Origin of the sequence: Rhizobium indicum, from assembly GCF_005862305.2 — a bacterium.
GTDB classification, from domain to species: Bacteria; Pseudomonadota; Alphaproteobacteria; order Rhizobiales; family Rhizobiaceae; genus Rhizobium; species Rhizobium indicum.
Genome location: NZ_CP054021.1, coordinates 16,506 through 36,086, shown reverse-complemented (window position 1 = coordinate 36,086; position 19,581 = coordinate 16,506). Strand labels below are relative to the sequence as shown.

The following is a 19,581-nucleotide window of genomic DNA, read 5'->3' as shown; positions in this document are numbered from 1 at the left end:
AGATTGGAGTGGAGCACGTGGCCTCGTTGATTACCATCGGCAGCCTCTTCATAATCGAACATTGGGTCTCTGGCGGTCCGCTGGATAAAATCGCGAAAATACGGTAGGAATTTATCCCAGCTTATTAAGAGAAATACCCTAAGAGAAACCCGCGGCGATCGAGGCCGCAATCGACCGATCGATTCTTTGCTCATTCCGGGACGACGCCGTGAAACGCCGAAACCTGTCTCTTGCCCTTCTCCTTGCCTTTGCGGCGCCTGCCGCCGCGCAAAGCAGCGCCGTCTGTGAGGACCTGCGCGGCCGCCTCGCCGACTTGCCGCGATCGATCGGCAATGGCAACGGCCCGGAAGCCCGCCAATATTCCAGCGCCATGGCCGAGCAGAACCTCGAGCTGCGCAAAGTTCGCAACGAGCTGCGCAGCAATGGCTGCACCTCAGGCAGCATGGTCGTGATCGGCAGCGAGAATGCCGATTATTGCGCCGAACTCTCGCAGTCCGAAGCCCGCATGATCGACAATATCCGCTATCTCCAGGACCGCCGCAACGAGCTGGCCGGCCAGAATGGCGCCGCTGACGGCACGCGCCGCGAACTGATCGCCGCCCTCGACCACAATGGCTGCAACAGCGAAAACTTCTATGCCCCGAGCGATCGCAGCGCCAACGAGCCGGCTCCGAGCGTCGAGGAACAGGCGATGCGCACCGATACCTTCATTCCGCTCGGCGGTGAAGAGATCGATCCGCGTTACGGCGTGCCACGGGCGGAGATGCTCTCCCCGGTCAGCACCATGTGCGTGCGCAGCTGCGACGGCGGCTTCTTCCCGATCAGCTCGAACGCCACGTCGGTCGATTTCGGCCGCGACGCCCAGACCTGCGCCAAGATGTGCCCAGGCGTCGAGACCGAACTGTTCTATCGTGACGTGACGAGCACCGAAGCCTCGAACATGATCTCGGTCGCAACGGGCACTCCCTACAGCGCCATGAAAAATGCCTTTGCCTACAAGAACCGCACGCCCGGGGAAAAATCCTCCTGCGCCTGCAATCTTACAGCCTATTATGAGGAGATGCGCGGCAAGCAGGCGGTAAGCGAACCGCCGCAGCAGGGCTCGATCACCACCATCCGCACCAATCCCCCGGCGAAGGATGCCGCGGCAGCTGCGCCGCAACCATCCGTCCCCGAGCGCCCCTACGATCCGACGCAGAACCGCGTCCGTCAGGTCGGCCCGCAGTTTCTGGCCGGCGATCAGGGCTCGATCGACCTCGCCAATCCGGCAACACCGGGCCCGCAGCCGCAACAGCAGCAGTGATTGAACAGCTGGAACTGCGGTGGCGGAGCCATAGCGGCGTTGTGCCAGGGTGCATGAGATGACGGCGATGTCACGTGAACGTGCGGCGGGATGTTAATGCGGGTCGCTTGAGCATGGTCAGTAGGTCGTACGACCGCCGCTCAGGTCGAACGTCGATGCGGTCGTGAAGGAGTTCTCCTCGGAGAGCAGCCAGACGACCATCGAAGCGATCTCACCAAGTTCGACGAAACGGTCGCGCGGAATGCGGACGCGCATATATTCGATAAACTCGGATGTCAGCCCGTCCAATATAGGTGTCTTTGCCGTGGTTGGCGTTACCGCGTTCACGGCGATTCCTGTCTTTGCGAGTTCCTTGCCAAGCGACTTGGTGAAGCCCAGCACACCAGCTTTCGCTGCGCTGTAGGCAGCGATGTTCGGATTTCCTTCCTTGCCCGCAACCGAGGAGATGTTCACAATCCGCCCATAGTCGCGCTTTAACATGACCGGAACGACGTGCCGGCAACAATTGAAGGTTCCCGTGAGGCAGACATCGACGACGTCTGTCCACTCACTGACATCGTATTCGATCGTGGGCTTTACCGGACCGGTAATCCCGGCGGAATTAACGAGGCCGTCGATACGGCCAAAAATCTCCTCGGTCGTCGCCGCCGCGTTTTTCACTGATACGGGATCTGCGACGTTGACGCCGAAAGCGACCGTGCCAGATCCGAGAGCGGAAGCGCTGTCCTTGGCCATGTTTTCGTTCAGGTCCCAGATGGCCACCTTGCCACCAGACTGGATGACGCGCTCTGCGATAGCGTAGCCGATGCCGCGCGCACCGCCTGTGATCACGATGATGCGTTCCTTCAAGTCGATCATGTTCATTGGGCCGTTATCCTCCGATTGAGCCGCCGATAGCCGAATATCCAATTCCGGGATTCGCCTTCAGCGTATCGATATGAAGGTCAGGAATAAAGATATCTCGGCCTCGCACGGCGTCGGCGATATTGGCATCGAAAGAACGCGATGCGCTCTAGGTGTTCAGTCCCCATCCATCATGAAAGACGAGTTCCTCGAGCGGTAGCCGCTGCCGCCAGCCTTTGACGGAGAGTTCCGGCTCGTCATAGAGCCGGTCGACGAAACCGGCACAGAGCCAGGCGACCACGTCGATATGCTCGGGTATGCCGAGAATGGTTTTCAGGTCGCCTTCACGAAAAATGCTGACCCAGCCGATGCCGACCCCTTCCGCCCGTGCCGCAAGCCAGAGATTCTGGATGGCGCAGACGGTCGAGTATGAATCCATCTTCGGATTGTGGGTGCGCCCCAGCACCACGCTGCCGCTGCGGGTAGGATCGCAGGTCACGCATATGCCGAGCGGCGCCTCGACGATGCCTTCGAGCTTGAGCGATCGGTAGGCCTGCCGCCGCTCGCCTTCGAACATCAGCGCCGCCTCCTCGTTGGCCCTCGCAAACGCGTCCTGGATGCGCGTCCGGACAGCGGCACTTTTCACCAGAATGAAATTCCACGGCTGCATGAAGCCGACGGATGGTGCGTGGTGAGCGGCCGTCAGCAGCCGCTGCACAACATCATCAGGCAAGGGATCGGGCAGGAACTGGCTGCGAACGTCGCGCCGCGTCATGATCGCGTGATAGACGGCCTCGCGTTCGGCCAAGGAAAAACCGGACGCCGCCGAAAGGGCATCCTCATCAAAGGGTCGCATCGTCAAATCCCCAACAACGCGACCGCCCCGCTGTCCGCGCGGATCGGTCTATCTTGCCAGGCCGGTCTTCTGACTCGGCGTCATCCGTCTGCCGCAGCCTTCCCGGCAAAAGGCCAGTGGCATGATGAAGCGGCAAGCGTCGGCCTTACAGCGTTGGGCACGTTCCGGTCTTGCACCGGATTCCCGATTCTCCCGCCTTATCGGCGGGCACCTGACGGCGCATCTATTTCAGGAAAGCGCGGCGGCGGCAAGCTGGGCCCGATGTCGCAGTCAAGCCGGAGGCCGCGCGGTGTCACACACCCTCCTCATTCATGTGCTCGTCACAGGAATCCAGTGCGTCCAAGTCCTTGGGCGCAAAAGACTCTTTCCTTGAGGCATTGAGTCATTCACGGCGCAGACGCGCCGTGGCTGGATTTCTGTGACGAGCACAGGAATGAGGGAGGAGAGGCGCGTGCCGGCAGACCGTTGAGAGGGTGAGCAGTGAAACTGCGAATGCGCTGAGCACAAGCGAGGCGCAATAATGAGTGGCCCACCACCCACCCGCGTCGGTTTGAAGCGGCTAGGCAAGCCCCTTCACCGACAGTTTCTATGGCCTTATCACCACCGAAGGCGTATGGACTGTGACTGTCCATCGCAGCATCCCGGTTGCCCGTGCCCCGCCTCACACCCATGATCCTTGCGGTCGCCCTGTTCATGGAACAGATGGATTCGACCGTGATCGCCACCAGCCTGCCGGCAATCGCCGCCGATATCGGCACCTCGCCGATCGCGCTGAAGCTCGCCGTCACCAGCTATCTCGTGGCGCTGGCGATCTTCATCCCGATCAGCGGCTGGATGTCCGATCGGTTCGGTGCGCGCAACATCTTCCGCATGGCGATCTTTGTTTTCATGATCGGCTCGATCGCCTGCGCCTTTTCCAACTCGATCACGGCCTTCGTCGTCTCGCGCCTGATCCAGGGCGCCGGCGGCTCGATGATGACGCCGGTCAGCCGCCTGCTGCTGGTCCGGGGAACGCCGCGCCACGAACTCGTCGATGCCATGGCCTGGCTTACCATTCCCGCTTTGATTGGCCCGATCATGGGGCCGCCGATCGGCGGTTTCCTCACCACCTATCTCACCTGGCATTGGATCTTCTGGATCAACGTCCCGATCGGCGTGCTCGGCATCATCCTCGTCACGCGTTTCCTGCCGACCGTCGAGCCACGCAGTCCGCGGCCGATGGACTTCCCCGGATTCTTCCTTTGCGGCATCGGCTTCTCCGGCTTCGTCTTCGGCGTGTCGGTCATCAGCCTGCCGGCCGTGCCCGTCATCTACGGTTACGTCACGGTTGCGATCGGCATTCTTGCCGGCCTCCTCTACCTCCTGCATGCCCGCCGCGTGCCCTATCCGCTTCTCGATCCGAAGATGTTCCGTTACCCGATGTTCCGGGCGGCGATCCTCGGCGCTTCGAATTTCCGCATGGGGCTCGGCGCCCTGCCGTTCCTGATGCCATTGATGCTGCAGCTCGGCTTCGGCCTGACGCCGCTGCAATCGGGCTCGGTCACCTTCGTCAGCGCGCTCGGCTCCATGGGCTCGAAATTCGCCGCCTCGCGCACCTTCAATGCCTTCGGCTTCCGCACCGTCATATCAATCACCACTTTGCTGGCGGCGATCTTCCTCGGCATCAACGGCCTTTTCACCGCCGAAACGCCGCTGTTCCTGATCATGGCCTGCCTGCTGATCGGCGGCCTGTTCCGCTCCATGGCTTTCTCGGGCGTCAACGCCATGGCCTTCGGCGATGTCGATGACGCCGACAGCAGCCAGGCAACCGCGATCAATGCCGTTGCCCAGCGTATCTCCATGGCGATGGGTGTGGCGATCGCCGGCGGCATTCTCGAAATTTCGAGCAGCTTTCACGACGGCAGGCTGCTGGTCTCTGATTTCCATATCGCCTTCTTCAGCGTCTCGGCGATTTCGGCACTGGCCTGCATCACCTTCCTGCGCCTGCCGCATGATGCCGGCGCGGAACTGACGGCGCGCGGCCGCAAGCGCCGGCACGCCGAGCCCGAAGAGGCCGTGGCGGAAAACAGCTGATCGAGACAGATCTGCTTGGCGCGAAGGAAGCACTCCTCCTCCGATTCGCAAGGTTCGGCGCCGGCGAAAGCTACACGCGTGTGTTCCAGCATCTCATTCCACTTTATGATTTATTCACATATCAAATACACACTGCGTTTGCGCGTTTTGGGTTGCAATCCGGACATGGGCATGAGGGCTCATGATGTGACCGTCAGCGCGGATGCCCGTATTGAGACGCCGGTCGGGAACATATCCGACTGAGCCGCAATTCTAGGCCGCCGCGGAATGTTCCAATTTTTGAAAACGATGCCTCTGACAGCCAAGCTGGCGGCGATTATCGTTGCCGTCAACCTCTGCGGCATTTCCGCTTTCGCCACCTATACGTGGATGTACGAAACCCGGGCATTGATCGATGGCGCCAAGGCGAATTGGTCCAAGGATGCGGAGCAGTTTGCCTCTCTGGCCGCGGGCGGCGTGAAATGGGGGAAGGCGAACGCCGTTCGCGAGGCTTATTCGCTCTACCGCGACGACCCCTCGCTCGATCTTGTGCAGTTTGCCGCATTCAACGCCGAACCTGCCGCCGTCGATACCTGGGCGCGCGATGGCGTCAGTGGTTTGCCGGCACCAGCCGATCTGGTGAAGAGCCTCGGCGCGAAACCGGAAAAGACGACCATCGATGACGGTAGAATATCTGCCGGCGTGGTGACGATCATCGCGCCGCTCCCGCTGGATAAGTCGGGCAAGGCCACCGGTTACATCGTCACGAACTGGTCCGTCGAAAAAATCGCTTCCGAAGTCAGGCAGAAAGTTCTCATTTCGCTGCTCACGCAGTCCGCGATCACCGCCATGGCCGTCGTTGCCTTCCTTCTCGCCATGCGCAGCCTAGTCGGCCGGCCCATCAGGGTAATCAGCGAACGAATCAGCGCGTTGCAGAAAGGCGATCTGGTCTCTCCCGTCACCTACAGGGAAAATGGCGACGAGATCGGCTTTCTGGCGCGTGCATTGGAGGTTTTCCGTCACGAGGCGATTGCGAAGGTCGAGAGAGAGCAGGCCGCTGCCGAGCAGAGTGCTTCGCTCGACGCCGAACGGGCGCGCAACGCATTGTTGACCGAAGAGGCCAGCAACACGCAACGGCTGGTCATGAACGCTCTCGCAAATGCATTGGAAGGGCTCGCCGCCGGCGACTTCTCGATACACCTGGCCGACGTCGGTCCGGAATTCGATAAATTGCGTCAGGATTTCAACAACATGGTCAATGCGGTCGCGGCCGCTCTAACAGAGATCAAGACCGCTTCCGTGGCGGTTGAAACCGGCTCCAGCGAGCTGGCGACCTCCGCGGATCAACTCGCCAGGCGGACCGAGCAACAGGCAGCAGCATTGGAACAGACCGCTGCGGCACTGGATGAGGTGACCACCACGGTCAGAACATCGTCGCAGCGAGCCGAAAATGCCGGGCAGCTGGTCGAGGAGACAAAGCGCAGCGCCCATGTCTCGGCGACCGTGGTGCGTGATGCGATCGGGGCGATGGACCGGATTCAAACCTCGTCGAGCCAGATCGGCCGCATTATCGGCGTCATCGACGAAATCGCCTTCCAGACGAACCTGCTGGCGCTGAACGCCGGTGTCGAGGCGGCGCGCGCCGGCGAGGCCGGCAAGGGTTTTGCGGTTGTTGCGCAGGAAGTGCGTGAGCTCGCCCAGCGGTCGGCAAATGCAGCCAAGGAAATCAAGAACCTGATCAACGTATCCGGCCAGGAAGTTGCCGCGGGCGTCGGACTGGTGAACCAGACCGGCGATGCCCTGCTGAAGATCGAGGAGCAGATCAACCGCATCAGCGACAGCATCGCTTCCATCGTCCAATCCTATCGCGAACAGGCGACGGGCCTGCAGGAAATCAACAGCGCGATCAACCAGATGGATCAGACAACACAGCAGAACGCGGCGATGGTCGAGGAAACCAACGCGGCCTGCCACGAACTGCTGTCGCAAGGACGCCTGCTGCAGGACTCGGCCGGCAGGTTCATCGTTGGCGCGTCTGCGGCCAGCCCGCCCAAAGCCGTTCAACCCACCCGCCAATCTCGTCCCGAGCCGAGAGCCTTCGCGCAGCGGCATGCAGGAAATGCTGCCGTTGCCGCTGCTCCCGGAGCCTGGGAGGAGTTCTGACGTCGTCAGCATCCGATAAACCTTAGTTCTCAGCAACCTATAATCAGGAAGGAAACACTTATGAAGAAAATCGTGCCCGCATTTCTTTTGGCCTGCACCGCATTTGCCATGCCCATGGGCGTATCCATGGCGCAGGATGCCAAGCTTGCCCCGATCTCCGACTACGTGACAAGCGACGTCAAGCCCTGGCTTAACGACCCCGCCATCATCGAGGCTGTCAAGGCGCAGAACGCTGCCAACGCCAATCTCAGCGCAGCCGATGTCGACGCCCTCGACAAGAAGTGGCGTGCCGAAGTCGATGGTTCCGACCACTCGATGATCGACGGCGTGCTCAACAATGGCCTGTCGAAATTCCTTCAGGGAAAGAAGGAGGCTTCCGGCGGCAAGATCACCGAGATCTTCATCATGGATGCAAAGGGCCTGGACGTCGGTCAAAGCGACATCACATCCGACTACTGGCAGGGCGACGAGGCCAAGTTCCAGAAGTCCTTCGGCGCCGGCAAGGATGCCGTCTTCGTCGATGAGATCGAAAAAGATGAATCGACCCAGACGCTCCAGTCGCAGGCAAGCGTGACGATATCAGACGACACGGGAACACCGATCGGTGCCATCACCGTCGGCGTGAACGTCGACGCCCTCTGATCTCAAAGACCCTGAGCACGTCGCACGAGTGAGATCGAGTGCGACGTGCTTCCTGCCCCGGTGGGTGTAGCTCGCGCAAGAGCAGTTGCTGTCCCCAGGAGCGTCCGGTTTAGGCAGAAAAATCTGCGTGACAATGCGCGGGCGTGACGCTACATCAGCCTCATGTCGATCACGTCAATCAACGCCTCGCGATTTTATTGGTACCGCTGCTCTCAGCGGATGCGGGTCCATGCGTAACTGAATTCGACGCGACGACAACCCGAACAGCCGCTAGTCTACCTGGCGGCTTTTTTGTTCCGCACGGTATGACCAAACAGGAGCCATACCGTGTCTGATGCCATTGATGATCTACGTATCCTCGAGATCACGCCCCTCACCAAACCCGCCGATATCCTCGCAGAAATTCACCGCGATACTGCCGTCACCGAGACCGTGACCAGCAACCGCGATGCGATCCACAAGATTCTCCGTGGCGAAGACGATCGCCTGATTGTCGTGATCGGCCCCTGCTCCATCCACGATCCGGTTGCCGCCCGGGAATATGCCGCGCGGCTCGAGGAACAGCGGCGGCGCTTTGCCGGCGATCTCGAGATCATCATGCGCGTCTACTTCGAAAAGCCCCGCACGACCGTCGGCTGGAAGGGCCTGATCAACGACCCGCATCTCGACGGCAGCTACCGCATCGAGGAAGGGTTGAGGATTGCGCGACGGCTGCTGCTCGATATCAATGCAATAGGTCTTCCGGCTGGCGTCGAATTCCTCGACACGATCACACCACAATACATCGCCGACCTCGTCAGTTGGGGCGCGATCGGCGCACGCACGACCGAAAGCCAGGTGCACCGGCAGCTTGCCTCCGGCCTTTCCTGCCCGATCGGCTTCAAGAACGGCACCGACGGCGGTGCACGTGTGGCGCTGGATGCCATCCTTGCAGCCTCACAGCCGCATCACTTCCCAGCTGTGACCAAGGACGGCCAGGCGGCCATCGCCTCGACGACGGGCAATGAGGACTGCCACATCATCTTACGCGGCGGCAAGCGGCCGAACTATGAAGCGGCCGACGTCGAAGCGGTCACCGGCGAAGCCGTCAAGCTCGGCGTCGCCCCGCGCATCCTCATCGATGCCAGCCATGCCAACAGCGGCAAGGACCCAATGAACCAGCCGCTTGTCGTCAAATCCGTGGCCGCGCAGATTGCCGCCGGCAACAACGACATCAAGGGCATGATGATCGAAAGCAACCTCGTCGCCGGCCGCCAGGACCTCGTTCCCGGCAAGCCGCTGGTTTACGGCCAGTCCATCACCGACGGCTGCATCGACTGGGACATGTCGGTTGCGGTGCTGGAAGACCTGGCAAAATCCGCCCGCGAGCGCCGCCAGACCCGCACTTAAGCCGCCGGGAAATAGCGGACATAGGCGAATTCTTCGCCGTCAGGAGACCAGCAGGGCACGTTGATCGTGCCCTGCCCCCCGAAAAGCTCGAACAGCGTCTTCAGATTGCCGCCGTCCATGTCCATCAGCCGCAGCCGCACGTCGAGATCGCGCGGATGGTCGAAAACGGACGGGTCGTAAGACAGGAGCAGCACCATGTCGTTGTTGGGCGACGGATGGGCGAACCAGTTGCCCTGATTGTCCGAGGTCACCTGTTCGAGCCCGGTGCCATCGGGATGGATGCGCCAGATCTGCATCAGCCCGGTGCGGCTGGAATTGAAATAGATCCATTGGCCGTCGGAGGAATAGTCCGGTCCGTCATTGCGGCCCTCGCCATGCGTCAGCCGCGTCTCGGCGCCGCCGTCGACGGAAATGGTGTAGATATCGAAGAGGTCGTCGCGGATGCCGCAATAGGCGAGCTGGCGCCCGTCCGGCGACCAGCCATGCCAGTAGGATGGCAGGTTCTCGGTGATCAGCCGCGGCGTGCCGCCTTCGATCGGCAGGATATAGATCGCCGACTTGCCGAATTCGGTCTTGTCGGAAATGACGATCTCAGTGCCATCGGGCGAAATGCCGTGATCATTGTTGCAGTTGACGGCAAAGCCGGTATCGACCGTGACCACCTCGCCGCCGTCGAGCGGCAACCGGTAAAGCAGCCCGTCGCCGTTCAAGAGCAGGGTGGAACCATCAGGCGAGAAGTTCGGTGCCTCCACCAGCCTGTCCGTCTGCCAGACCTCGCGGGCCCTGCCCGTCCTGACATTGTAGATCTCAACTGAGCTGCGCATGTTTCCTCCCGAAAAGCTTGATGCCGTCAGCGATCTCGATTGCGTCAGCGATCTCGATTGCGTCAGCGATCTCGATTGCGTCAGCGGTCCCTGAACCGGTTGGTGATCGGATAGCGCCGGTCGCGGCCGAAGTTCTTTTTGGTGATCTTCACGCCGGGCGCCGATTGCCGGCGCTTATATTCGGCGAGATAGAGCAGATGCTCGACCCGGTGAACGGTCGCAACATCATGGCCGCGCCCGACGATCTCCTCGACCGCCATTTCCTTTTCCACCAGGCATTCGAGAATATCGTCGAGAACGGGATAGGGTGGCAGCGAATCCTGGTCCTTCTGGTCGGGACGAAGCTCGGCCGACGGCGCCTTGTCGATGATATTCTGCGGGATCACCTCGCCCGACGGTCCCAGCGCACCCGGCGGCACGTTTTCGTTGCGCCAGCGGGAAATCGCATAGACCTGCATCTTGTAGAGGTCCTTGATCGGATTGAAGCCGCCGTTCATGTCGCCGTAGAGCGTGGCATAACCGACCGACATTTCCGACTTGTTGCCCGTCGTCACCACCATTGAGCCAAACTTGTTGGAGATCGCCATCAGGATGACGCCGCGCGCCCGGCTCTGCAGGTTCTCCTCGGTGATGCCGCTATCCGTGCCTTCGAAAAGGCTGGCGAGCGCGCTGCTGAAACCCGTTACCGGCAGTTCGATCGGCACGATATCGTAGCGGCAGCCGAGCGCCTTGGCGCAATCGGCCGCATCCTTCAGCGAATCCTCGGAGGTATAGCGGTAGGGAAGCATGACGGTGCGCACCCGCTCCTCGCCGAGCGCATCGACAGCGATTGCCGCACAGATCGCAGAATCGATGCCGCCGGAAAGGCCGAGCACCACAGTTTTAAAGCCGTTCTTGTTGACGTAGTCGCGAAAGCCGAGCAAGCAGGCGCGGTAATCGGCCTCCTCGCTTTCAGGGATATGCGCCATCGGCCCTTCGGCGCAGTGCCAGCCGCCTTCGCCACGCTTCCACGTCGTCACCGCCAGCGCGGTTTCGAACTGGCTCATCTGGAAGGCAAGCGACTTGTCGGCATTGAAGGCGAAGCTCGCCCCGTCGAAGACCAGCTCGTCCTGGCCGCCGAGCTGGGCGGCATAGATCAGCGGCAGGCCGGTCTCGATCACCTGCTTCAGCACCACCTGATGGCGGATATCGACCTTGCCGCGATAATAGGGCGAACCGTTCGGCGACAGCAGGATTTCCGCCCCGCTTTCGGCCAGCGTCTCGCAGACGCCGAGATCGCCCCAGATATCCTCGCAGATCGGAATGCCGATGCGCACGCCACGAAAATTCACCGGCCCCGGCATGGCGCCCTGGTCGAAGACGCGCTTCTCGTCGAACTCGCCGTAATTCGGCAGGTCGATCTTGTCGCGCACCGCGATTACCTTGCCGCCGTCGAGCACGGCGACGGAATTATAGCGCCCGGTCTCGTCCTGCCGGGGAAAGCCGATGATGACGCCCGGCCCGCCATCGGCGGTATCGGCGGCGAGATTCTCGACCGCCTTCCAGCAGGCGCGGATGAAGGCGGGCTTCAGCACCAGATCTTCAGGTGGATAACCGGAGATGAAAAGCTCGGTCAGGACGAGCAGATGCGCGCCCTCCCGGGCAGAATCGGCGCGCGCCTCGCGCGCCTTGGCAAGATTGCCGGCGACATCGCCGACCGTCGGGTTGAGCTGGCCGATGGCGATGCGGAAGATATCAGAAAGGGCGTTTTCCTGTGTCATGTCATTTATTTAGCCTGCACCTTTCACGACCGCAACACGTTCGGGCCGAAAGCGGCACCTCGCGACGACGAAATTTTTATGAACGGATCGCGCGTGGCTCCGCGCGGCACCGATACGCATTGCAATTTGCCTCCGGAGCGGAATACTGGCGCCGAAAGCGACCGCATCGATAACCGGCATCGGAAAAAGGCAATGTCTAATCTTTCGAATTTCGTGCACCATCATTTCGACAAGCCGGCCGATGAACTCGGCGACATCGAGAAGCGCGTGCTGGCGAAAACGCACGCGCGCAAAATCATCTCGACCGACGTCAATGCCGCTCTATCCGCCGAGTCATCCTTCGGCGAGCGTATCGCCGATGGCATCGCCCGCGTCGGCGGCTCCTGGTCCTTCATACTCGCCTTCCTCGCCTTTCTCGCCGTCTGGACACTGATGAACACCATCGGTCTGGTGGCGAATCCCTTCGACCCATACCCCTTCATTTTTCTGAATCTGATCCTGTCGATGATCGCCGCCATCCAGGCGCCGATCATCATGATGTCCCAGAACCGGCAGGCCGAGCGCGACCGCTTCGAGGCCGCCAAGGATTATGAGGTCAATCTCAAGGCCGAGCTTGAGGTGCTCTCCCTGCACCAGAAGATCGATATGAGCGTACTGACCGAGCTGACGGCGCTGCGCGAGGACGTGGCCCGCCTCACAGCTGCGCTTGCAGCCAAGGGTTAAACCGGATTCACCGCGTATTGCGGAAGGCCGTCCGATATTTCGTAGAAATCGCCCTTGTCGGCGCAGTAGATATGATGGCCGAAGGCAAGGCCGCTCGGCGTGTCGAAGGCGCCGGCCATCACCGAAATCTCCGCCGATCCGTCCGCCTGCCAGAACAGCGCGGAGCCGCAATTCGAGCAGAAGCCGCGCTGCGCCTCGTCACTCGACCGGTACCAACGGACCGCCTCAGTGCCATCGACCGAAAGAGCCGCGCGGGCCACATTGACCGCGGCGTAATAAAACCCCGTCTGCCGGCGGCACTGCGAGCAATGGCAGCCAACGACTGGTCCTGGCCTCGCCGTCGTTGAAAATCGCACGGCGCCGCAGAGGCAGCCGCCTGTATGCCGTTCGGTCATGATCGCTCTCCCGTTTATGACTAAACGTTGCCGCCGATCACTCGCGTCGTCAAATCCATTCCGCTCAACAAAATCATCAGAAATTTTGAGGATCGTCATACTTGGCCGGCGCGATCACCCGTGTTGCTTGTAGACAACACCCGCCAACCTCCTCCCATCGTCGCATTGAATCGATGGCGGTTGTCGGCGATACTAACGGCTCAATTCAATCTCGGGAGACTGACATGAGAGCGACCCTGTCCGAACAGAAAGGAAAAATCCCCCACAAGGACATTCAGCTTCATGAACATTTCGTTCTCCCGCGCGAGGAAAAGCTCGCGACGCCATAACGCCTTCCTGAACCTTTTCTGCGACGATCCCGCCGCCGACCGCGGCCGACGTCGGTCGCGCATGCGCAAATTCCTCTCTTATTACCGCCCGCATCTGCCTTTGCTGCTGGCGGACCTGCTTTGCGCCATCCTTGTCGCCGGCACCGCGGTCGCCCTGCCGCTCTGCGCCAATATCGTTACCAGCAGGCTTCTGGCTCTGCCCGACGCGCCGCAGGCCTTCGCACAGATCCTGGCAATGGGCGGCGTCATGCTGGCCGTTCTGGCGGTCCAGATCGTCGCCATCTTCTTCGTCGATTATCGCGGCCACGTGATGGGCGCGCGCATCGAAGCAACGGTGCGGCAGGAACTCTTCGAGCATTGCCAGAAGCTGTCGTTCAGCTTCTACGACCGCCAGCGCACCGGCCAGCTGATGAGCCGCATCACCAATGACAGCCTGTGGCTGGGCGAGCTCTTTCATCATGGCCCCGAGGATCTTTCCATCGCCGTACTCAAATACGGTGGCGCCATGCTGGTGCTGTTCTTCATCGATCCGCCATTGGCAGCCCTGATCCTGCTGCTCACCCCGGTGGCGGTCGCCTATGCGCTCTATTTCAACCGGCGCATGAACCGCGCGCTCGAAGCCAGCAAACGACAGATAGCCGCCGTCAACGAACGCGTCGAGGATGCGCTTGCAGGCATCCGCGTGGTCCAGTCCTTCGCGAACGAGGCGCTGGAGAAGGAACGCTTCGCCGAGCAGAACCAGCGCTTCCTGCAAAGCCGCGCCGAGGGCTACCGCAGCGAGGCCTGGTTTTCGGTCGGCACCGAAACCTTCGCCCAGTTGGTCACCATATTGGTGATCATCGTCGGCGGCCTGCGCATCCTGGCGGCGGAGCTGACCGTGCCTGATATGCTGACCTTCCTGCTCTGCGTCGCCGTGCTGGTCGATCCCGTGCAGCGGCTGGCGAATTTCGTGCGCCTCTGGCAGGAGGGTTATACCGGCTTCGTCAGGGCCATGGAGATCCTGGAGATTGCCCCTGACATCACCGATCGGCCGGAAGCGCGGCCGATGCCGGCGCCACGGGGCGAGATCAGTTTTTCCAACGTCGCCTTCGGTTACGAGGCCGATGGCCCGCGGGTGCTCGAGCAGCTGTCGCTGACCATCGCTCCCGGGGAGTTCGTCGCCCTGGTCGGCCCGTCAGGGGTCGGCAAGAGCACGCTTTGTGCGCTGATACCGCGTTTCTACGATGTCGAAGCCGGGACAATCCAGATCGATGGCATCGACATCCGCGATGTGACGCTGGCCTCGCTCCGGCGCCATGTCGGGGTGGTGCAGCAGGATGTCTACCTGTTTGCCGGTACGGTGGCGGAAAACCTGCGTTATGGCCGGCCCGACGCCAGCGATGCCGAGCTGGAAGCCGCCGCGCGCGCCGCCAATACGCACGACTTCATCATCGCCCTGCCCCATGGCTATGACACCGATATCGGCCAACGCGGCGTCAAGCTCTCGGGCGGCCAGCGCCAGCGCATCACCATCGCCCGCGCCTTCCTCAAGAATCCGGAGATCCTGATCTTCGATGAGGCGACCAGCGCGCTCGACAACGAGAGCGAACGGGCGGTGCAGCAGGCGCTGCTCAGCCTGGCAAACGGCCGAACTACCCTGGTCATCGCCCACCGTCTGTCGACCGTCCGCCATGCCGACCGCATCCTGGTCCTGACGGCTGATGGTATCGTCGAACAGGGCACCCATGACGAGCTCATGGCGCAAGACGGCGTCTACGCCAATCTGCACAGCGTCCAGGCCAGCATATGAGGAGGCTGGTTCGCGTGCAAGGCAACAAAAAACCCGGCGGTTCGCCGGGCTGCTAACAAGTCGGCCAACTCCTCTTTCGTCATGCTCGGGACAAGGCCGAGGATGACGTCGAGCAAAGAGCGAGGCCTCTCAATAAAAAGCCCGGCGAACCGGGCTTTTCGTCATCCGTTTCGGGTTGCGATCAGCCGTTGGCGACCATGCGCTTTTCGTCGCGGCCGCCCTTCATGCGCTCGGCAAGCAGGAAGGCGAGTTCGAGCGCCTGATCGGCGTTGAGGCGCGGATCGCAATGGGTGTGGTAGCGGTCCTGCAGGTCTTCTGCTGAGACCGCGCGGGCGCCGCCGGTGCACTCGGTCACGTCCTTGCCGGTCATCTCGATATGAATGCCACCCGGATGCGAGCCTTCGGCGCGGTGGATCTGGAAGAAGCTTTCGACTTCCGACAGGATCCGCTCGAAGGGACGGGTCTTGTAGTTGTTGAGCGTGATCGTGTTGCCGTGCATCGGATCGCAGGACCAGACGACCTTGCGGCCCTCACGCTCGACGGCGCGAATGAGCTTCGGCAGGCTGTCGGCGACCTTCTCGTGGCCGAAGCGGCAGATCAGCGTCAGGCGCCCGGCCTCGTTGGCTGGATTCAGGATGTCGATCAGTTGCAGCAGGTCGTCGGCCTGCAGCGAAGGGCCGCATTTCAGGCCGATCGGGTTCTTGATGCCACGGCAATATTCGACATGCGCATGGTCGGCCTGGCGCGTGCGGTCGCCGATCCAGATCATGTGGCCCGACGTTGCATACCAGTCGCCCGACGTGGAATCGACGCGGGTCAGCGCCTCCTCGTAACCGAGCAGCAGCGCCTCATGGCTGGTGAAGAAATCGGTCTCGCGCAGGCTCGGATGGTTTTCCGAGGTAATGCCGATCGCCTTCATGAAATCCATGGTTTCGCTGATGCGGTCGGCAAGCTTGCGGTAGCGCTCGCCCTGCGGGCTGTCCTTGACGAAGCCGAGCATCCACTGATGGACGTTTTCGAGATTGGCGTAACCGCCCATCGCAAAGGCGCGCAAAAGGTTCAGCGTCGCAGCCGACTGGCGGTAGGCCATGGCCTGACGTTCCGGGTTCGGAATGCGCGACTCCTCGGTGAACTCGATGCCGTTGATGATGTCGCCGCGATAGGCCGGCAGCGTCACGTCGCCCTGCTTCTCGACATTCGACGAACGCGGCTTGGCGAACTGGCCGGCGATGCGGCCGACCTTGACGACCGGCAGCTGCGCACCGAAGGTCAGCACCACGGCCATCTGCAGGAAGGCGCGGAAGAAGTCGCGGATATTATCGGCGCCGTGTTCGGCGAAGCTCTCGGCACAGTCGCCGCCTTGCAGGAGGAAACCGTTGCCTTCGGCGACATTGGCGAGATGCTTCTTCAGGCGGCGCGCTTCACCTGCAAAGACAAGCGGCGGATAGCTGGCGAGCGTGGCTTCCGTTGCCGCCAAAGCGGCTGCGTCGGGATATTCGGGAACCTGCAGGATCGGTTTTTGCCGCCAGCTGCTCGGGGTCCAATTGTCTGCCATCTCACTCACCTGTTCTCACATCCATACCTCAGGATGCCCTCAATATGCGGCGGCTTATAGACCTTTAGGTCAGGCTTGCAAAGACCATTCGCCGACAGTTGTCGCCTCGCCGCCGCCGCCCGCCCTGCTCTAGTTAAACCAGCGTATACCATGTCGATTTTCCCATATTTTAGACTTTCAATGTAGAACCGGAGAGAGTTTCAACTTCGGGGACATGGCATGGCGATCCTTCCGCCCGGTTTCATATCGGACCGCTCGGGCAATTTCGGCATCATGACGGCACTGCTGGTGGTGCCGCTCTTCGGTGCGGCCGGCATGGCGGTAGATTTCGCCCACGCGCTCAGCCTGAGGACACAGCTCTATGCCGCCGCCGATGCCGCTGCCGTCGGCGCCATCTCTGAAAAATCCGGCGCCGTCGCCGCCGCGATGAAAATGAGTGGCGACGGCACGATCTCGCTCGGTAAGGACGACGCTCGCAACATTTTTACGTCGCAGATGTCCGGCGAGCTGACCGACGTTCATGTCGATCTTGGCATCGACGTCACCAAGACCGCCAATAAGGTGAATTCGCTGGTCTCCTTCAGCGCCACCATGCCCACCACCTTCATGCGCATCCTCGGCCGGGACACCGTCACGATTTCCGGCACGGCCACGGCCGAATACCAGACCGCCACCTTCATGGATTTCTACATTCTGCTCGACAACACCCCTTCGATGGGTGTCGGCGCAACCGCCGACGACGTCGCGACCATGGAAAAGAACACCAGCGACACCTGCGCCTTTGCCTGCCACGAAACCGAGAACAAAAACAATTACTACAAACTCGCCAAGTCACTCGGCGTCAGCATGCGCATCGACGTCGTGCGCCAGGCGACCAAGGAGTTGACAGAGACCGCCGAGCTCACGCGCGTTTCCGACAACCAGTTCCGCATGGGCGTTTATACGTTCGGCACCAAGGCCGAAGACGCAAAGTTGACGACCATATCCGACCCAACGGACAAACTTGATCAGGTGCGCACCTATACCGATGCCGTCGATCTGATGACCATCCCGAGGCAGGGCTACAACAACGACCAGCAGACGAGCTTCGATAGCGCGCTGGACCAGATGAAAACCATCATCACCACCCCCGGCGATGGCAGCACCTCCGCGACACCTCAAAAGATCTTGTTCTTCGTCTCGGACGGCGTCGGCGACAGCGAAAAGCCGCAGGGCTGCACGAAGAAACTCACCGGCAAACGCTGTCAGGAGCCGATCGACACGTCTTTCTGCCAGCCGCTGAAGAACAAAGGAATCAGAGTTGCGGTGCTCTACACCACCTATCTGCCGCTGCCGAAGAACAACTGGTACAAAGACTGGATCAGGCCCTTCCAGAACGAGATCCCCACGAAGATGCAGGAATGCGCCTCGCCCGGCCTTTATTTTGAGGTATCGATGACCCAAGGCATCACCGAAGCGATGAAGGAACTCTTCCTCAAGGTCATCCGCGCGCCCCGCATCACCAGCTAAGTGGGCTCAGAGGCAGAGGTCAAATCCGCTTGCCGTCGCGGATCCGATAGCTCGGCGCATACATGGTGACGAGCTCTTCGGCGGCTGTCGGGTGCAGCGCCATTGTCCGGTCGAAATCGTCCTTGGTGCAGCCTGCCTTCAGCGTGACGCCGAGCAGCTGCGCCATCTCGCCGGCATCGTGACCAAGGATATGGGCGCCCACCACCTTGCGGCTCGCCGCATCGACGATCAGTTTCATGATCATCCGCTCGGCCCGCCCGGAAAGCGTGGCCTTCAGCGGCCGGAACTGGGCGCGGTAGACCTCGAGTTCGGGATAACGCTTGCCCGCCTCCTCTTCCGAAAGGCCGACAGTGCCGATCTCAGGCTGCGAGAAGACGGCGGTCGGGATCAGCTCGTAGTCCGGCCGGGTCGGATTGTTCTTGTACTCGGTCTCGATGAAACACATCGCCTCGTGGATCGCCACCGGCGTCAGCTGTACCCGGTTGGTGACATCGCCGAGCGCATAGATGTTTTCGACATTGGTGCGGGAATATTCGTCGACGATAACGGCGCCACGCTCATCGACAGCGACGCCGGCCGCCTCGAGACCGAGGCCTTCGGTGTTCGGATCGCGTCCGAGCGCCAGCATGACGACGCCGGCTTGCAGCGTGCCGTTGTTCAGCGTCTCCAGAATGAGCCCGTCCGCACCCTTCGAAACCTTCTGCAGCGTATCGTGGCAGAGGATGCGGATACCCTTGGCGACCATCGCCTCGTGCAGCCCGCGCCTCAGATCCTCGTCGAAGCGCGACAGGATCTCGGCGCCGCGATAGATCAGCGTCGTCTCGACACCGAGGCCATGGAAGATATTGGCGAATTCGACGGCAATATAGCCGCCGCCTGATATCACGATCGATTTCGGCAGTTCTTCAAGATGAAAGGCCTCGTTGGAGGAGATGCAGAGTTCGTGACCGGGAAGGGCTGCATGCGGGTTCGGCCGTCCGCCGGTGGCGATGACGATGGTCTTGGCCGTCACCGTCTGTCCAGTCTTCAGCAGCCGGACTGTATGGGCATCGACGAGTTCCGCGCGCGTTTCCAGGATTTCGGCATTGGCGCCGGCGAGACCTTTCTTATAGAGGCCTTCCAGACGGGCGATTTCAACATCCTTGGCCGCCACCAGCTTCTTCCAGTCGAAGCTGCTTTCGCCGACCGTCCAGCCGAAGCCCGCCGCATCCTCGAAATGCTCATGGAACTGCGAGGCGTAGACGAAGAGCTTTTTTGGCACGCAGCCGCGGATGACGCAGGTGCCGCCGTAGCGATACTCCTCGGCGATCGCCACTTTCTTGCCGAGCGAGGCCGCGACACGGGCGCCGCGCACACCTCCGGAACCGCCACCGATGACGAAGAGGTCGTAGTCGTAGGAAGACATGAGGAGCTCCGGAAGGGAATCGCAGGAAGGATGTTCCTGATATA

15 protein-coding genes and 1 riboswitch are annotated in these 19,581 nt (G+C 61.3%); of the genes, 8 read left to right on the top strand and 7 right to left on the bottom strand.

Translation table 11 applies throughout. The features are described 5' to 3' along the window. Nucleotides 1-208 precede the first annotated feature (208 nt). The gene (locus tag FFM53_RS00165) at nucleotides 209-1,303 is read left to right on the top strand and encodes a DUF2865 domain-containing protein (protein ID WP_138389042.1); all 1,095 of its coding nucleotides are present in this window, start codon (nucleotides 209-211) and stop codon (nucleotides 1,301-1,303) included. A gap of 117 nt (nucleotides 1,304-1,420) precedes the next feature. Here FFM53_RS00165 and FFM53_RS00160 read toward each other — a convergent pair whose 3' ends face one another. Together FFM53_RS00160 and bluB are read right to left on the bottom strand one after the other, a co-directional pair. Beyond that, nucleotides 1,421-2,167 carry an SDR family NAD(P)-dependent oxidoreductase gene (locus FFM53_RS00160; RefSeq protein WP_138389041.1) on the bottom strand — a complete coding sequence of 249 codons (747 nt, stop codon included), beginning with the start codon at nucleotides 2,165-2,167 and terminating at the stop codon, nucleotides 1,421-1,423. Nucleotides 2,168-2,315: 148 nt separating this feature from the next. After that, the gene (gene bluB / locus FFM53_RS00155) at nucleotides 2,316-3,002 is read right to left on the bottom strand and encodes a 5,6-dimethylbenzimidazole synthase (protein WP_138389040.1); all 687 of its coding nucleotides are present in this window, start codon (nucleotides 3,000-3,002) and stop codon (nucleotides 2,316-2,318) included. 42 nt (nucleotides 3,003-3,044) lie between these two features. Next, nucleotides 3,045-3,232: riboswitch (cobalamin riboswitch) on the bottom strand. A gap of 439 nt (nucleotides 3,233-3,671) precedes the next feature. Here bluB and FFM53_RS00150 point away from each other — a divergent pair. From FFM53_RS00150 to FFM53_RS00135, 4 genes are all read left to right on the top strand, one after another. Further along, a complete protein-coding gene (locus FFM53_RS00150; protein WP_138330031.1) occupies nucleotides 3,672-5,075 on the top strand; it encodes an MFS transporter in 1,404 nt (467 codons plus the stop codon). Between the two features lie 267 nt (nucleotides 5,076-5,342). Then, complete coding sequence (locus FFM53_RS00145) at nucleotides 5,343-7,217, top strand: methyl-accepting chemotaxis protein (RefSeq protein WP_138329263.1); 1,875 nt, start codon at nucleotides 5,343-5,345, stop codon at nucleotides 7,215-7,217. 60 nt (nucleotides 7,218-7,277) lie between these two features. Then, nucleotides 7,278-7,859, top strand: coding sequence for a hypothetical protein (locus FFM53_RS00140; protein WP_138329262.1), 582 nt, complete (start codon nucleotides 7,278-7,280; stop codon nucleotides 7,857-7,859). 327 nt (nucleotides 7,860-8,186) lie between these two features. After that, complete coding sequence (locus FFM53_RS00135) at nucleotides 8,187-9,248, top strand: 3-deoxy-7-phosphoheptulonate synthase (RefSeq protein ID WP_138329261.1); 1,062 nt, start codon at nucleotides 8,187-8,189, stop codon at nucleotides 9,246-9,248. Here FFM53_RS00135 and FFM53_RS00130 read toward each other — a convergent pair. Both FFM53_RS00130 and FFM53_RS00125 read right to left on the bottom strand, forming a co-directional pair. Next, on the bottom strand, nucleotides 9,245-10,072 hold the full coding sequence (locus tag FFM53_RS00130; RefSeq protein WP_138329260.1) for a TolB family protein: 828 nt from the start codon (nucleotides 10,070-10,072) through the stop codon (nucleotides 9,245-9,247). The genes FFM53_RS00135 and FFM53_RS00130 overlap by 4 nt on opposite strands. An 80-nt stretch (nucleotides 10,073-10,152) precedes the next feature. After that, on the bottom strand, nucleotides 10,153-11,832 hold the full coding sequence (locus FFM53_RS00125) for an NAD+ synthase (protein ID WP_138389039.1): 1,680 nt from the start codon (nucleotides 11,830-11,832) through the stop codon (nucleotides 10,153-10,155). A 192-nt stretch (nucleotides 11,833-12,024) separates the two neighbouring features. Here FFM53_RS00125 and FFM53_RS00120 point away from each other — a divergent pair, with 192 nt between their 5' ends. Beyond that, complete coding sequence (locus tag FFM53_RS00120) at nucleotides 12,025-12,555, top strand: DUF1003 domain-containing protein (RefSeq protein WP_017988514.1); 531 nt, start codon at nucleotides 12,025-12,027, stop codon at nucleotides 12,553-12,555. Here FFM53_RS00120 and FFM53_RS00115 read toward each other — a convergent pair. Continuing rightward, the gene (locus tag FFM53_RS00115) at nucleotides 12,552-12,950 is read right to left on the bottom strand and encodes a GFA family protein (protein ID WP_138389038.1); all 399 of its coding nucleotides are present in this window, start codon (nucleotides 12,948-12,950) and stop codon (nucleotides 12,552-12,554) included. The genes FFM53_RS00120 and FFM53_RS00115 overlap by 4 nt on opposite strands. Nucleotides 12,951-13,232: 282 nt before the next feature. Between FFM53_RS00115 and FFM53_RS00110 the strand changes: the two genes are divergently transcribed. Next, nucleotides 13,233-15,068, top strand: a complete 1,836-nt coding sequence (locus tag FFM53_RS00110) for an ABC transporter ATP-binding protein (RefSeq protein ID WP_138389037.1) — start codon at nucleotides 13,233-13,235, stop codon at nucleotides 15,066-15,068. A gap of 181 nt (nucleotides 15,069-15,249) precedes the next feature. On the opposite strand, the gene FFM53_RS00105 is transcribed toward FFM53_RS00110, so the two are convergent. Then, the gene (locus FFM53_RS00105; RefSeq protein ID WP_029875504.1) at nucleotides 15,250-16,623 is read right to left on the bottom strand and encodes a class II 3-deoxy-7-phosphoheptulonate synthase; all 1,374 of its coding nucleotides are present in this window, start codon (nucleotides 16,621-16,623) and stop codon (nucleotides 15,250-15,252) included. A gap of 219 nt (nucleotides 16,624-16,842) precedes the next feature. Here FFM53_RS00105 and FFM53_RS00100 point away from each other — a divergent pair, with 219 nt between their 5' ends. Continuing rightward, the gene (locus tag FFM53_RS00100) at nucleotides 16,843-18,132 is read left to right on the top strand and encodes a vWA domain-containing protein (protein WP_138389036.1); all 1,290 of its coding nucleotides are present in this window, start codon (nucleotides 16,843-16,845) and stop codon (nucleotides 18,130-18,132) included. A gap of 19 nt (nucleotides 18,133-18,151) precedes the next feature. Here the strand turns inward: FFM53_RS00100 and gor are convergent, their stop codons facing one another. Further along, nucleotides 18,152-19,537 carry a glutathione-disulfide reductase gene (gor, locus tag FFM53_RS00095; RefSeq protein WP_138389035.1) on the bottom strand — a complete coding sequence of 462 codons (1,386 nt, stop codon included), beginning with the start codon at nucleotides 19,535-19,537 and terminating at the stop codon, nucleotides 18,152-18,154. Between the last annotated feature and the right edge of the window lie 44 nt (nucleotides 19,538-19,581).

Excerpts from the sequence above, each read along its gene's own strand:
- FFM53_RS00130 (WP_138329260.1), bottom strand. The coding sequence starts at position 10,072 with ATGCGCAGCTCAGTTGAGATCTACAATGTCAGGACGGGCAGGGCCCGC.
- FFM53_RS00100 (WP_138389036.1), top strand. The coding sequence starts at position 16,843 with ATGGCGATCCTTCCGCCCGGTTTCATATCGGACCGCTCGGGCAATTTC.
- FFM53_RS00140 (WP_138329262.1), top strand. The coding sequence starts at position 7,278 with ATGAAGAAAATCGTGCCCGCATTTCTTTTGGCCTGCACCGCATTTGCC.
- FFM53_RS00125 (WP_138389039.1), bottom strand. The coding sequence starts at position 11,832 with ATGACACAGGAAAACGCCCTTTCTGATATCTTCCGCATCGCCATCGGC.
- bluB (WP_138389040.1), bottom strand. The coding sequence starts at position 3,002 with ATGCGACCCTTTGATGAGGATGCCCTTTCGGCGGCGTCCGGTTTTTCC.
- FFM53_RS00105 (WP_029875504.1), bottom strand. The coding sequence starts at position 16,623 with ATGGCAGACAATTGGACCCCGAGCAGCTGGCGGCAAAAACCGATCCTG.
- FFM53_RS00150 (WP_138330031.1), top strand. The coding sequence starts at position 3,672 with ATGATCCTTGCGGTCGCCCTGTTCATGGAACAGATGGATTCGACCGTG.
- FFM53_RS00115 (WP_138389038.1), bottom strand. The coding sequence starts at position 12,950 with ATGACCGAACGGCATACAGGCGGCTGCCTCTGCGGCGCCGTGCGATTT.
- FFM53_RS00110 (WP_138389037.1), top strand. The coding sequence starts at position 13,233 with ATGAACATTTCGTTCTCCCGCGCGAGGAAAAGCTCGCGACGCCATAAC.
- FFM53_RS00145 (WP_138329263.1), top strand. The coding sequence starts at position 5,343 with ATGTTCCAATTTTTGAAAACGATGCCTCTGACAGCCAAGCTGGCGGCG.
- FFM53_RS00160 (WP_138389041.1), bottom strand. The coding sequence starts at position 2,167 with ATGAACATGATCGACTTGAAGGAACGCATCATCGTGATCACAGGCGGT.
- gor (WP_138389035.1), bottom strand. The coding sequence starts at position 19,537 with ATGTCTTCCTACGACTACGACCTCTTCGTCATCGGTGGCGGTTCCGGA.
- FFM53_RS00120 (WP_017988514.1), top strand. The coding sequence starts at position 12,025 with ATGTCTAATCTTTCGAATTTCGTGCACCATCATTTCGACAAGCCGGCC.